Here is a 15,100-nt window from a genome sequence, read left to right as displayed (position 1 = left end):
GATATCCTCATTGATTCTTATGAGGGTTAAAATCAATGAAAAAAATCCCTGGTGGGATAGAAATCCCTCTACTCCTTTTTGAATTACAAACAAACTCAAACTTTTTAATCATGCTAAGAAAAGATCAACAAAAAGACTCAGCAAACATTAAAGAAATTACGGTCCGGAATAAAAAGGATAAGAAACGCAGAAAGGTTAAATATTTTGCCGATCGCATCATCGTCAGACTAAAAAAACCGGAAGAATCAGAAAGCCTGAATATCGAAGAGCTTTGCCAAAAAATATGTGAGGTCATCCCCAGAGGACAAGTACTTCGCTATCCCAGAACAGAAGCTTCTCGACGAGTATTATTCAAAGTATCTCAAAAAGCTGATTTAGAGAAACTCACCAAAGAACTCTCAAAGAGAGAGGAAGTTGAATATGCAGAGTTAGATTATGTAGACCAAGATGCGCTGATCCTACCTAATGATTCAAGATACAATGAGCAATGGGCCCTGGAAATGGTAAATGCTGAAAGAGCCTGGGACGTCACGACCGGCACTTCTGATCGAATATTGATAGGGATAATTGATAGTGGAATTTCTATTACCAATAATGCCCTGGACCATGAAGACCTGAATTCATCCAGATATATCCTGGGAACTGACTTTGTTGATGGAGGTACCCCCAGAGATTTGCGTGGACATGGCACACATGTAACTGGAATTGCAGCGGCAGAAAGTAATAATTGCAGAGGGGTAACGGGAATGAACTGGCTAGCGCCCACTTACATTTGCCGGACCCTAAACGCTAACGGAAATGGCAGTTCTGCAGATTTTGCTGATGCTGTAGAAGAAATTGTTGACTATGCCTTGCTCAACAATCTAAAAGTAGTCATAAACTACAGTGCTGGTGGTGGAGATAATGTTACGAAAATGAATGCTTGTCAATATGCAGATGACAATGGCATGATTCTATGTGCTGCTGCCGGAAATGATTTTGGAGGAGATGTAATATTTCCAGCAGCCTACTCCCTGGATTTCGATGCAGTCATCGCAGTAGGTTCTACGGATTCAGATGATACAGTATCTAATTTTTCAAATATTGGTCCTGAGATAACAGTCGTAGCTCCTGGGAACTCCATTTTGTCAACTACTCCCACCTATTCTGTAACAGCTGCAGGTGATCTGGAATATGAGTTTTATAGTGGTACCTCAATGGCATGCCCGCTGGTGACTGGGCTAATCGCTTTGATGTGGTCCAGAAGATCTTTCCTTAGCAACAGTTCTATTCGCCAGTGTCTTATTGATACTGCTGTCAAATTAGGTCCTGGAACCTTCAACAATTCCTGGGGCAATGGAAGAGTCGATGCCTATCAAGCGGTATCCTGTATCGAAATTTATACCTTCTGCTTTTTGACCCCATTTACCTTCTTCACAGCATTTACTTCTATCACGGAACTTACACATTTTACTGAATTCACTCCCTTCACTCAGTTTACAAGATTAACACCTTTTACCAGGTTCACTCCCTTTACTCCCCTAACTCCCTTTACAGTCTTTTCAGATGTAACTCCTTTTATTCGCTTCAAAAACAAGCTATTTGAACTTGCAGATATTCAAATCGACAAGTTTGATGAATTCAAGGAAGTACAGGGGCTTTTTGAGGCAAACAAACTGAATTACTTGCACGAAATTGCCTCAGAAGACCTCAGTGAATTAGCAAATATTGTGGGAAGTCAAGAAAAGGCATCCTACTATGTCGGACTCTCACAATCTATTCTTAAATCATTATAATTTCTGATATATGCAGACCAAAGCTAAATTTTTCAGCATTGTCATTCCGACCAGGGATGAAGGCAAAATGCTACATATGACTGTTGATAGCATATTGAGTAATACAGATTATCCTGCAGGATTTGAAATTATAATTGTTGATGATGGTTCTACTGATGGCAGTTGTGATCGATATGAAGCTGATGAAAGGCACATCAGCTTAATCAGAACGAAAAACCAGGGAGTCGCAAAAGCACGAAATTTAGGAGCCAAACATGCAAAGGGAGAATATCTGCTTTTTTTAGATGCTCATTGCAAGGTATCCAGCAATTGGCTGGATCGTTTTGCCACAAGTTTGAACAGAAGGGAAGTAGCTGTTGTTGGACCTACATTTACAAAATTAGACGCTACTGAACCCAAAGGATGTGGCATGATGTGGGTAAACGATAAGGCCATGCGATTTACCTGGTTTACTCCGATAGATGCTGATGAACCCTATAAAATGGCCTTAACTCCTGGTGGCTGCCAGGCATTTAGGAAAGATACTTTCTTCAACATAGGACAGTATGATGATGGATTTGAGAGTTGGGGATCTGAAGATTTAGAAATCTGCTTAAGAAGTTGGGTATTGGGATACTCCGTATTAGTAGATCCCAAAATTACCATCCAGCATTATTTTCGTCAATCTCGCAGCTTTGAGGTTCTACAAGAAGATGTAGTCTACAATTTTCTTAGGCTGATAAATTTTCATTTTTCCAAAAAGCGTATTGACAAAATCATGGAGACACTGGCTTCATATCCTCACTTAAAGAAGGTTATGGATCGCATTCAGAAAAGTGATGTATTTGAAATGCGAAAAGCCCTAAATCAAGTGCGGGTAAGAGATGATGATTGGTTTTTTCAAAGTTTTCAATTGCAGGGGAAACCATCCGTAATTTCTCACTTCACTTGATGGCCTTCAATATCAAATTTGAAGCATACATCAAGTGTCGGAATCAGGAAAAAATACTGCCATGAGTTGAGATAATGGATTCCTTAGGAATCCCCTCATTCCAGGCTCAGGAAATCTTCGAGCTATTCCGAGAATTATTGTATCCAAAAAATGCTTCTGGGCTTTGTCCAGAAGCATTTTCATATTGGATATTCAACAACAAATCTGGCTATTCTTCAGGAAGTGGTTTAAATAATCCCTTTGAGTCATTCTATTGCGGGTGTATTGATCCTGTAAACATTTGGCCTTAGCTTGCATGAGCGCATTCATTATTTTATCATGACTCAAAAACTAGTACTCTTCGCAATTGTCTGTTTTATGCTTTCTTCCTGTTCTCAATCTCCCTATCAATATGAGTTGGGCACGGTCTCGGGTTTTGCTGAACTGGTAAATTCCGGCGTAAAGCGTTTGGCCTTAAGTAGCCCTATGTCTCCGGAGGAAATGGATTCCTTCCTGCCTTTAGCACAAAAAGAAGCCGAAAAATATGGGGTTCAGATTTACAGGGAGTCCGAGCTGATTACCACTTCACTTTTCCCCGAAAATGTTGCAAGCGGAAAAGATGTATTACTTCTATATCAGGGAACTGTTCTGAGGGAATATGAACAGCTGAAAGCAGATAAAGCTGCTTTATTGGAGAAAAAAGAATATGAGGGAAAGAATAGAGAAGAGATCGCCAGACGCTTTGGGCGTTTATTGAGCTATACCCCTCAAGGAATCAATAAACTTCTGGCAAGCAATACGAATTTCAGGACCTTGAAAGATTTTGGGATAGAGGGAAGCAATGTATTTTTGTATTACAAGGACCTCAGAGCTGCCACAAAATTCTATCAGGAAATCCTGGGACTGGAAATGCTAGCAGACTACCAGATGGCTACTATTTTCCGCATAGCTGGAGATTCTTTTTTGATCCTAGTTGATGCGGAGAAAGGTATGCATAGCGCAGATGAGCCAAAAACTGTAGCCCTGGCTTTGCTAACAAATGAACTCAGCCAGTGGTGGGAATACTTGCAGAAATCCGGAGTAGAAATAAAATATACCTATAAACCAAAAGAGGGAGGGCCGCATGATGGCTTCGTGGCCATAGATCCGGAAGGTTACCTGCTGGAATTCGAGTTATTCAAGCAGCATTCAGAAAATGAGAAGTTCATCCCTTTGCTCAAAAAGAATACAACTGCTCCCGCACAATCAGAAAATGTCCCCTCCGGTCTGGGATTCAACGGAAGCATCACCTGGTTGTATTATAAGGATGTCCTGGCTATGCAGCATTTCTATGAAGAAGTATTGGGTCTTGAATTGGTAGCAGATCAGGGTTGGACGAAAATCTATCAGCTAAGTGATTATGGATTTATCGGACTTGTGGACGAAGCCCGGGGCATGCATGACTTTAGCGAAGAAAAGGCGGTAACCGTTTCTTATTTAGTGGAAGATGTTAAAGGCTGGTATGAATATGTCAAAAAGCAGGAAGTCTTTGAATTGAGAACAGGGAAATTTGAAACCGGACCAGAAGAAAAATACAATGCTTTTGTAGGCTATGATCCAGCCGGCTATTTTATGGAATTTGACAAATTCCTTCCGCATCCTGACAATGAAAAATTGCTTACATACATTGAGGAGGACTAGGCTTTCCATATTAGTCAGTTTTTGATAACTTGATAAAACCTATACTACTACTAAAAACTCCTTGCTTATGGCCAGGGCCATCCTTTCGCTTACCCGAAAAAAAAGTCTCCTCATCCTGTGTGGCTGTTTACTCATTTCCCTTCCCTTTATCAACCAATGTACTAGCAGTCGCCAAAGCATAAGCTATAACAAAGATATTCGTCCCATCCTTAACAAGAAATGTCTTGCTTGTCATGGAGGAGTGAGGCAGATGGGAGAGTTTAGCTTACTATTCGAAGAAGAAGCCTTTCAGCCCACAGAGTCTGGCAAAGTGGCCATCATTCCCGGGAAAGCAGAGGAAAGCGAGCTCTACACAAGAATCACCCATCACGACCTGGATCTTCGCATGCCCAAGGATGCACAGCCACTTTCTGAAACTGAAAAACAACTCATTGCTGACTGGATCAATGAAGGGGCAAAATGGGAAGAACATTGGGCCTATATTTCTCCAAAACTTGAGAGGGAGCCAAAAATCAGTGGCGAATGGATGCAGAATGGCATCGATTTTTATATTTACAACAAACTGGAAGCATCGGGCCTACAGCCAGAAACAGAAGCAGATAAAACAAGCTTATTTCGAAGAGCCAGTCTTGACTTGACAGGTCTTCCTCCAAAAATAGAGGATTTGGAAGCTTTCCAGGAAGATGAATCACCAGAAGCTTTTGAGAAAGCCATAGATCAATTACTGGCCTCTCGGCATTATGGCGAGAGATGGGCTGCGATGTGGCTGGATCTCGCCAGATATGCAGATTCGAAAGGCTATGAAGCCGACTTCCATCGAAATATCTGGCGCTATAGGGATTGGGTGATAAAGGCTTTTAATCAAGACTTGCCTTTCGATCAATTTACGATTGAGCAACTGGCTGGAGATCTCCTTCCAAACCCTACCAGCGAGCAACTGATTGCTACTGCCTTTCATAGAAATAGCATGACCAATACCGAAGGGGGCACGAGCGATGAGGAATTTCGCTTGTCTACTGTCATGGATCGCATGAACACCAGCTTCGAGATTTGGCAAGCCACAACCCTTAGTTGTGTACAATGTCATAGCCACCCCTATGATCCTATCCGTCATGAAGAATTCTACCAGGTCATGGATATCTTCAATCACAGCCTGGACCACGATCTGACCCCAGAAAATCCTACCATCTATCATTACCAGGCAGAAGATGAAAACAGAATTAAAGAGATCATTGCTGAAATAGAGGAATTGGATAAACATACCCGTGTAAATCAGGACTCCTGGATAGATGATCAGATAGCCGAGGCTATTTTCCCACAATTGCTTCCCAATAAAAGCCAGGATTTTTTGCACGTAACCTTTGGTGGAAATGGTGTAGTCTCAAATTGGACCTCTAACCTTCAATCTATCGGAGAGAGGAAATTCTACCTAAAATTTGATGACATCCCCATGGAAGGCCTGGAATCTATTTCCTATCGCTTTGCTACAGAGGGAGCTGATGCCCGAATCGAAGTTTTTCTGGATAGCGTGGGCGGCCAACAGATTAGTAAAACAGATTTCCCCAATGTAAAACTTAACAGATGGAATGCGTCCAATTTCAAATCCATAAAAAGCCCGGTCTTAGCTAAATCGGGTACCCATGATCTCATTTTTAAACTCATCAATACCACAGGACGCATTCCCGAAGGCATGCTAAATATTTCCTTGATTGAGCTTCAGTATACAGACAAACATTCTTCTTCAACTAAACTGAGGGAGTTGAAAAAAGACTTAATTGGATTGAGGGCGAAAGCTGATGAAACGCCTATCATGCAGGAGAAATCTTCTACCTTTAGACGAAAAACCCGCTTCTTTGAAAGAGGGAACTGGCTGGTACAGACGGATGAAATGAAGGCGAAAGTTCCCGAATCCTTACTGGGAAATCACAAGCAAGCCCACAATAGACTTGAATTTGCCCAATGGCTGGTTAATAAAGAAAATCCCCTTACAGCCCGAGTAATTGTAAACAGATTCTGGGAGCAAATATTTGGAACAGGTATCATTGAGTCATTGGAAGATTTCGGCACACAAAGCCTGGAAGCCTCTCACCCGGAACTTCTGGATTATCTGGCCTTGAGTTTTATGCATAAACATAATTGGAGTGTCAAATCTCTGCTTAAAGAAATAATGCTTTCCGCTACCTATAGACAAGCATCCAGAATTACGCCTGAAAAACTTGAGAAAGACCCCTATAATCGCTTACTCTCCCGAGGTCCACGCTTCCGCTTATCTGCTGAACAGATTCGGGATCAGGCATTGGCAGTGAGTGGCTTGATAAATGACAGCATCGGGGGAAAAAGCGTGATGCCTCAACAGCCCGATGGAGTCTGGGCAGTAGTATATAATAATCAGCAATGGATCACTCCGGAAGACAATCAAAAATACCGTCGGGGCTTATATACCTATTGGAAACGAACTTCCCCCTACCCTTCTATGGTGAGTTTTGATTCTCCCAGTAGGGAATACTGTGTATCGAGGCGCATCAGAACCAATACTCCTTTACAAGCTTTGGTTACCCTCAATGATCCGGTTTACCTGGAAGCAGCAAAAGCTCTGGCCAAACGGATGGAAGCAAAAGGAAAGGGGGAGCTCGATGAAGCCCTAAAATATGGCTATTTCCTGGCACTATCGAAGGAGCTCGATCAGGCAGGCCTGAAGGTATTGCGAGACTTGTATCAGCAAGCAGAGAAAGCGCTTGAGTCTTCATCGGAAGTGGCTGTCGCAGTCAATGATCAGAAGAAGAATCAGGAATTCCAGCTGCAGGAACCTATGACCGTAGTTGCCAATGCCATCATGAATCTCGATGGTTTTTTAATGAAAGAATAGAGATATGAAAATCCACAAGGAAGCTCGATATAAAGAAGTAGAGTTCAATACTCGCAGGCATTTTCTTAAAAGCTGCACCACAGGTTTGGGAGGCATTGCCCTGGCTTCCTTGCTGTCTTGTCAGACAGGAGATTTGTTTTCAGAGAAAACTCTTGAAGATAGCATCCGAAAACAAGCAGCTCATTATGCCCCAAAAGCCAAAAGAGTCATTTTCCTTCACATGGCCGGAGCTCCCTCCCAATTGGAGCTTTTCGACTACAAACCAGCCCTGAATAAACTCCATGGACAGCCCTGCCCGGCTTCTCTTCTGGAAGGCAAACGTTTTGCCTTTATCTCAGGTACTCCAAATATGCTCGGCCATCAGGCAAAATTTGAGCAAAGGGGAGAATCTGGTGCCTGGGTTTCGGACCTCCTTCCCAATTTGGCTAAACAGACAGACGATATCTGCTTCCTAAAAGCCATGCATACCGATGAATTCAATCATGCTCCGGCTCAACTTCTCCTCCACACGGGTATCGGTCGCCTGGGTAGGCCCAGTATGGGATCCTGGGTCAGTTATGGCTTGGGTTCTATGAATGAGAATTTACCGGGCTATGTGGTACTGGTTTCCGGGGGAAAGACTCCGGATGCGGGTAAAAGTGTTTGGGGAAGTGGTTTTCTTCCTTCTATTCACCAGGGCGTACAATGTCGGTCTCAGGGAGATCCGGTTCTCTATGTTTCCGATCCTAAAGGAATGAGCCGCGACCTACGAAAACACTCAATCGATGCCATCAATGAAATCAACAAGCAACAATACGAGACTTTTCAGGACCCGGAGATTTTAACCCGTATCTCCCAATACGAACTGGCTTTCAAAATGCAGGTATCCGTACCAGAGGCCATGGATATTTCCGACGAACCCGACTACATCCACGAACTATACGGAACGGAGCCCGGCAAAACTTCCTTCGCCAATAATTGTCTGTTAGCTCGGCGTTTGGCAGAAAGAGATGTCCGCTATATTCAGCTCTTTCACTGGGGATGGGATGCACATGGAGCTGGAGAAAGTGAAGCATTAAATGGAGGCTTTATCAGGCGATGTGAAGAGACAGATAAAGCAGTATCCGCCTTACTGACCGACCTCAAACAAAGAGGTTTGCTGGAAGAAACCCTGGTCGTTTGGGGAGGGGAATTTGGCAGGACTCCTATGATGGAAAATCGGGGCGGGAAACAAAATCCTTTTGTTGGTAGAGATCATCAAACCGAAGCTTATACCATTTGGATGGCGGGCGGAGGCATCAAAGGAGGCATGTCCTTTGGGGAAACAGATGAAATCGGCTATGCGGGAGTAAAGGATCGGGTTCACGTACACGATCTACAGGCAACCATCCTGCATCAAATGGGATTCGACCATGAAAAACTTAGCTATCATTTTCAAGGCAGGGATTTTCGTTTGACAGATCAATTTGGGAAAGTGGTCCACGATATCCTGGCTTAGGGAAAGAGTGCAGGCATGGGATTCTTTTCATACCAGGCAAGTACCTCCTCAAAAACAGCTTCAGTACTCCTCTGATCTTTGACTATTTCATCATATGTCAATCCTTCAATCTCCATGAGATATTGGACCATGATATTGCTTTTGAGGTAAATATGTGGAGTGCCAATTTCATTTTCCCATTCCACCCAATCATAATTATAAGAACCTTTCTCCTCATATTTCAGAAGATGGGAAATGGCATATCGAAGGTCTAAGTCATCTTTCTCCATTCGCATCATATACTCTGCATATCCTTCCAATTTCCAGAAGGGGAAATTCAAGGTGGCAAATCCGTATTTCTGGTATTGGAAATTATGGATAAACTCATGAGCCAGCAATTCAGCCAGGTCTCGCCTTTTTCCATTCTTCTCTATATACCCTGATTCCGGCTGTACCGGCATATTCAATACCGCTTTACTCGCAAAGCCAAAAGCAAAAGCCTCCCCAAAAACAAGCTCAACAAATTGAGGATAGCTTGATCCATCTTGCAAACAAAGTTCTATCTGGAAATTGGGATCATACAAAACGCTACTTTCTATAGCCTGCAAAGCTGTATCGATTTGATTTTCCCAACCTTCTTCAAGTGCCTGATTGTGCAAAATTCTAATTTGCCCATATGCCTGCGCATGGGAATAAAACAAACTTGGAGAGAGTAAACTGATGACAAAAACTCCCAAAAATAAAAGGAGAATAGCAGCTGTCCAGATAAGAATCTTTTTTAACATAGAGGATTTACGTTCCTTTGTTCTACTTGTCGGGAGAAAAGTGATATCCTTACAATAAAGCAAGCAAATCAGAGATTAAAAACATTTACTTTGTCATACCGCCTCAGCTTCATATGCTGGATATTACCGGGCCTGCCCAAATATTCTATGAAGCAAAGGAATATGGTGCGGATCTCAACTTGCATTTCCTGAGTTTAGGTACAACAACTGAAATAGAGAGCAGTGCCGGCCTCTACTTTTCCAAACTCCAGGTATTCTTTCAAAGCCATCCACAGAAAGGAGATCTGATCTTTATTCCTGGCCTGGATTACACCTTATTACGTGAGAAAAATTTTCTGGAAGAAGTAAAAGACTTTCTGGATTGGTTGAAACTGCAACATAAAAAAGAAGTGCAAATCTGTTCTATTTGTACCGGTGCATTTTTATTAGCAGAATCTGGTCTCCTTAATGGCAAAAGCTGTACTACTCACTGGAAGTACCTGGATGATTTTGCTCATCAGTTTCCTCAAATTCTTATACAAAAAAATAGACTATTTGTCGAAAATGAAGGAATCTATACCAGTGCCGGCATGTCTTCAGGAATTGATTTATCCCTCTATATACTCGAACAAAACTTTGGTTCCTCTCTTGTGGTGGAGTTGGCGAAAGAAGTGGTCATCTACTTTCGAAGAAGTGAATCAGATCCCCAGCTCAGCATCTTCCTCCAATATCGAAATCACCTCGAAAAACGCATACATGATGTCCAGGATCATTTACGCAAAGAATTGGCGAATGCTCCCCAACTGAATGAATTAGCAGAGGTTGCTCATACCAGCAGTCGAAACCTGACCCGTTTATTCAAAAAGACTACTGGTATCACTTTAGGAGCTTATATAGAAAAGCTTAGGGTGGAAAGAGCGGTAAAGCTACTTTCAGAGGGAAATAAGGTAGCGTTTGTAGCAGAAAAATGTGGCCTAAAAAGTGAAAATCAGTTAAGAAATCTATTGAAGAAACATAAAGGTATACTTCCCACCGATCTGTTTTTGTCCTGATCCTGCGCCTACTTGTCCTTCTCATCCTGCCCAATTGGGCCTAATTTGTGGCATACATAATAATGAGCCATATGAACAAATATGCACAGATTATCGGAGTATTTCTCCTCATCCTATCTAGTTTTCCAAACAGGACACAAGGACAGGATTCCAAATTAGCAGAACTATATGTTTGTCCGCCTTGCAATAGCAATTGTGATAAGCTCACCTTTTCAGAAGCAGGAAACTGTAGCCATTGCAATATGGAACTTATCAAGGAATCTGAGCTAAAAAGATTCAATCAGGAAAGCAAAAAGCGAATTGCCTTTTATCTACAATCCGGCATTGAGGTATTAGATTTCGCCGGACCGATGGAAGTATTTTCCTATGCAGGCTATGAAGTATTTACGGTTTCAGAGAAAAAAGAGATTATCATCTCTCAGGGTATTTTGAAAGTACAGCCGGATTTTAGTGTAGAAGATGCACCGGAGGCAGATATTCTAGCTTTTTTCGGAGGAAATGCGTGGCCTACTCTGAGAGAGCCAGCCGTTCAGAATTGGATAAAAAATCAAAAGGAGGTCGAAACCTATTTTTCTGTATGTACGGGTGCCTTTGCCCTGGCAGAAAGTGGATTATTGGATGGAAAAACAGCCACAACATTTCACAATGCACTCGAAAGTCTGGAAGAAAACTATCCCCGTATTGATGTGAGAAAAGATGTTCGGTTTGTGGACAATGGCAAAGTGATAACGACCGCAGGAATTTCGGCAGGCATAGATGGAGCCTTGCATCTGGTCGCCAAACTGGAGGGAGTAAACAAAGCTCGCGAAATTGCTTACCATATGGAATATGACAAATGGCTGGCAGGAGAAGGCTTGATTCTAAGTCCGGACAATCCCTATGAGGGATTACTTTCCCTTTCTGAACTCTCTGATTATGAAGGGAAATATCAATATCTGGCAGGCAGCGAGATTGAAATATTTGCTGATAAAGAAGAAAGAGGCCTCTTTGCAAGAGTCGAAGGAATGAACTATCCCCTCTTTCAGGATGAAAAAGATCAATTCCGTAATCTCCAGGGAGACTTGATAATATTTAAAAGAGATGGCTCAGGAAAGGTAAGTTCGTATTCTTTAGCCACAGAGAATGACAGCTATAAAAAGTTGGACTAAAGGAAATGCTTCTAACATTCCGTAGGCACCGAAGCAATCTCTCTGAATTCAAAAATTACATGCATTCAAAGAGATTGCCTCGCCCTTAATTAGGACTCTCATTGATGAGGCGACATCAGTCAGACAGAAAATTGAGCAATTTTCCCCATTGTCGATTCCAATTGTCAAAATCATGGCCTCCCTGCGTCTTTTTTAGCTCAATCTCATAATTTTTGCTTTCATACAGCTCCTTCAAAGGTCCTACATATCTTTCTGCATCATTCTTTCCTGTAGAAATAAAGATCTTCAAATCTTTATTTGAGGAGAAGGCGATATACTGGGATAAAGCAGGTCTTGGATAGGTAACGGGCGAAAGCAGTGCATAATTTTTGAATAGTCGGGATTCTGCCGAGAAATAGGCAGCATTTAATCCCCCAAAAGAGATTCCGATCAGGCTTCTCATCGTAGCTTCAAAATTTCTTTGTAAACGCGCCTCAACTTCCGGTATCAATTCATCCCGAAAGAAATGGATGTAATCCGGATTATTGAAGAAGTATTCGTTTCTGAAATCTTTTTTGCTTTCGGGGTCCTGGCTACTCACAAATACATAGGTGGAAGCGGGAATTGCTTTTCTTCGGATCAAGTCCTTGATCTTTTGCAGGCCACCATTTTCAATGACCTTTCTCCCATCTGTGAAATAATGTATTCTGCCATCTAGCGGCTTACCTTCTTCCCGATAGATAAAAACTTCGATATCTCGCTCGAGAATTTTACTCGAAAGTTTTATTTCCAGGCTTTGGGCAGGTAGAAAGCCGTTTAGGATGGCCATAAAGAAAAATATAAAAGTAGTTTTCATTTGCTGAAATTAGAGGTTCCAGCTGCTTTGGAGGATCTTGCTTTCTTATTTGACACAGGAATAGGGGAAATGTGACAAAAGTCTGAGAGTTAGCACTAGCTGACTCAAATCCTTGAATTGTTTATATTGTGATAATCAAGAATTTCCGACAATTTTTAAGACTACTATCCATGCAGACCCAAAGCTTCAGACTACACTTTCCCGCCATAATACTCTTACTATTTTGCCTTTCCATTTCCAATAATTCTCTGGCACAATTAAAAGTCTCAAAGCTTTATGGAGACCATATGGTAATCCAAAGAGGACAGGAAATACGGGTTTGGGGATGGGCCAATGCAAAAGAAAAGATCAGCCTTAGTTTCAAAGGAGAAACCTATAAAGGGAAAGCCGAAAATGATGGGACATGGATGCTTAGGATTCCTGCCCAGGAAGCAGGCGGGCCCTATGAAATGGAAATACAGGGACAGAAAGAAAACATTCAGATCAAGGATATCATGCTGGGAGACGTATGGATCTGTTCGGGCCAATCCAATATGGAGTGGACGGTAGAAAATTCCAATAATTTTGAAGAAGAAATTACGACAGCTAATGATCCTTTGATTCGCCACTTCAAAGTACCCAGAACCTATGCAGAAAGTCCCGAGTCTCAATTGGCAGGTGGAAGTTGGAAACAAGCAAGTCCGGAAACTGTTGGGAGATTTACAGCAGTAGGGTATTTCTTTGCCCGCGAGATCAGAAAGCATCAGAATGTAGCCATAGGGTTGCTAAACACTTCCTGGGGAGGAAGTAGACTCGAACCCTGGATGAGTGCTCAAAAGTTATCCGAATTGGGATATGAAGGAAGCAGTTTTGCAGCCTTTAAAGAAAAAACAGAAAGGGAGCATCAGGATAATCTGAAACGCTTTAGTGATAAGTTTCCTCATCTGGGAAAAAAGCCCATAGGTCCGGAAAAGAATTGGTCAGAGCCCAGCCTTTCGACGGCTAACTGGCAAGCTATACATGCCCCCGGTTTATGGGAAGAACAGGGCTATGAAGGATTGGATGGAACGGTTTGGTATCGCAAAGATTTTAACTTGACAGAGGCAGAGTCCAAACAGGATTTGGAATTGGGGCTAGGTAAAATTGATGATTCTGATTTGTCTTTCGTAAATGGCTTTGAAGTGGGCAAAATGAACCAATCCTACAATAAGAATCGAGTTTATCAGGTTCCGGCAAAGTTTCTAAAAAGCGGCAGAAATGTCATTGCCATACGAATCGAAGATACAGGGGGTGGGGGTGGAATCCATGGAGGTGCAGATGGTCTCTATCTGATCAAGGGAGGAGAATATGTTTCCCTGGCAGGAGAATGGAAAATGACAGTTACAAAAATGCGTAAAGGGAATTTTGCAGTAAACCAGATTCCCAGTGTTTTATATAACAAGATGATTCATCCCCTCTTGAATTTTCCCATCAAGGGAGCCCTTTGGTACCAGGGAGAATCAAATGCAGGAAATGAGAAAGATGCGATTGCCTATGCCGGCTTGTTTAAATCTATGATTGAAGAATGGCGGACCTCATGGGGTGTCGGAGAGTTTCCTTTCCTTTTTGTACAATTGGCCAATTTCATGCCTGCAAAAAACCAACCTTCGGAAAGTAACTGGGCTTTACTGCGCGAATCTCAGGATGCAACTACACAGCTAAAAAATGTTGGACAGGCTGTGATCATTGACATAGGAGAGGCAGACGATATTCATCCTCGAAATAAACAGGATGTAGGCTTGCGACTCTCCCTGGCCGCACGGAAAATGGCCTATGGCGAAAACCTGGTTTACTCAGGTCCAGCTTATAAAGACATGGAAAGAAAAGAAGGAGCGATTTATCTAAGTTTTGATCATATCGGTACAGCTTTATGGGCGAAAGATAAATATGGCTATCTCAAGGGATTTGCCATTGCTGGTGCAGATGGGAAGTTTGTATGGGCCAAAGCCCTGATAGAAGACAGGCGGGTGAAAGTCTGGGCAGATGAAATTGCCGATCCCAGGCATGTTCGCTATGGATGGGCAGACAATCCGGATGATGCCAACCTTTATAATAGCGAAGGATTGCCGGCTTCTCCATTTAGAACGGATAAAAAGAACTAAAGAATCTGCAATCTATTTGTCCATCTCCCAAAATGTCTATAATTTGTAACAAAGCTCCTTATATGCAAGAAATGTATAACACCTTCATACCTGAAGGTTTTGGGACCTTGAACTCTTACCTTATGATGGAAGATCCTCCAGCATTCATCGCCTTTGCAAAAAAGGTGTTTGAAGCTAAGGAATTGAGTCGAACTGAAGATGAAGGAGTTATCAGAAACTGCGTCTTGAAAGTTGGGGATAGCTGCTTTATGGTGGCTCAGGCGCGGGATAAATTCACCCATATGCCCACAGCCTATTATCTGTATGTCAAAGATGCAGATGCGATTTATCATCGGGCCATGGAACATGGGTGTAGCTCCGAATTTGAACCCATGGATATGCCCTATGGTGACAGACAAGGAGGTGTACAGGATCCCTTTGGGAACTATTGGTGGATTTCCACTCGCTTGGTAGATGGAGGCTATAAGAGCTCCTAAGAACATATTTGACGGAAT

11 protein-coding genes are annotated in these 15,100 nt (G+C 42.4%); 9 read left to right on the top strand and 2 right to left on the bottom strand.

The annotated features are described in order from the left end of the window. The first annotated feature begins 110 nt into the window (after positions 1–110). The 5 genes from R8P61_07300 (at position 111) to R8P61_07280 (ending at position 8,708) form a co-directional block, all read left to right on the top strand. Complete coding sequence (locus tag R8P61_07300; protein ID MDW3646849.1) at positions 111–1,775, top strand: S8 family serine peptidase; 1,665 nt, start codon at positions 111–113, stop codon at positions 1,773–1,775. A 10-nt stretch (positions 1,776–1,785) separates the two neighbouring features. Then, entirely contained in the window at positions 1,786–2,706 is a 921-nt protein-coding gene (locus R8P61_07295) for a glycosyltransferase (protein ID MDW3646848.1), read from the top strand. Positions 2,707–3,024: 318 nt separating this feature from the next. Beyond that, positions 3,025–4,365, top strand: a complete 1,341-nt coding sequence (locus tag R8P61_07290) for a VOC family protein (protein ID MDW3646847.1) — start codon at positions 3,025–3,027, stop codon at positions 4,363–4,365. 67 nt (positions 4,366–4,432) lie between these two features. After that, on the top strand, positions 4,433–7,231 hold the full coding sequence (locus R8P61_07285; protein MDW3646846.1) for a DUF1553 domain-containing protein: 2,799 nt from the start codon (positions 4,433–4,435) through the stop codon (positions 7,229–7,231). A 4-nt stretch (positions 7,232–7,235) separates the two neighbouring features. Further along, entirely contained in the window at positions 7,236–8,708 is a 1,473-nt protein-coding gene (locus tag R8P61_07280; GenBank protein MDW3646845.1) for a DUF1501 domain-containing protein, read from the top strand. On the opposite strand, the gene R8P61_07275 is transcribed toward R8P61_07280, so the two are convergent. Further along, a complete protein-coding gene (locus R8P61_07275) occupies positions 8,705–9,472 on the bottom strand; it encodes a hypothetical protein (GenBank protein ID MDW3646844.1) in 768 nt (255 codons plus the stop codon). The genes R8P61_07280 and R8P61_07275 overlap by 4 nt on opposite strands. A gap of 74 nt (positions 9,473–9,546) precedes the next feature. Here R8P61_07275 and R8P61_07270 point away from each other — a divergent pair, with 74 nt between their 5' ends. Together R8P61_07270 and R8P61_07265 are read left to right on the top strand one after the other, a co-directional pair. Beyond that, a complete protein-coding gene (locus tag R8P61_07270; protein ID MDW3646843.1) occupies positions 9,547–10,503 on the top strand; it encodes a DJ-1/PfpI family protein in 957 nt (318 codons plus the stop codon). Between the two features lie 71 nt (positions 10,504–10,574). Next, the gene (locus R8P61_07265) at positions 10,575–11,651 is read left to right on the top strand and encodes a DJ-1/PfpI family protein (GenBank protein MDW3646842.1); all 1,077 of its coding nucleotides are present in this window, start codon (positions 10,575–10,577) and stop codon (positions 11,649–11,651) included. A gap of 115 nt (positions 11,652–11,766) precedes the next feature. On the opposite strand, the gene R8P61_07260 is transcribed toward R8P61_07265, so the two are convergent. Next, positions 11,767–12,486, bottom strand: coding sequence for an alpha/beta hydrolase-fold protein (locus R8P61_07260; protein ID MDW3646841.1), 720 nt, complete (start codon positions 12,484–12,486; stop codon positions 11,767–11,769). Between the two features lie 170 nt (positions 12,487–12,656). Here R8P61_07260 and R8P61_07255 point away from each other — a divergent pair, with 170 nt between their 5' ends. Together R8P61_07255 and R8P61_07250 are read left to right on the top strand one after the other, a co-directional pair. After that, the gene (locus R8P61_07255) at positions 12,657–14,606 is read left to right on the top strand and encodes a sialate O-acetylesterase (GenBank protein ID MDW3646840.1); all 1,950 of its coding nucleotides are present in this window, start codon (positions 12,657–12,659) and stop codon (positions 14,604–14,606) included. Positions 14,607–14,668: 62 nt separating this feature from the next. Then, positions 14,669–15,082 (top strand): VOC family protein, encoded by a 414-nt coding sequence (locus R8P61_07250; GenBank protein MDW3646839.1) that lies wholly within the window; start codon positions 14,669–14,671, stop codon positions 15,080–15,082. Positions 15,083–15,100 lie beyond the last annotated feature (18 nt).

It is taken from the genome of Bacteroidia bacterium (assembly GCA_033391075.1).
Classification (GTDB): Bacteria; Bacteroidota; Bacteroidia; order J057; family J057; genus JAWPMV01.
The sequence above is the reverse complement of the archived record's forward strand: the minus strand, read 5'-3'. Positions and strand labels throughout refer to the sequence as shown.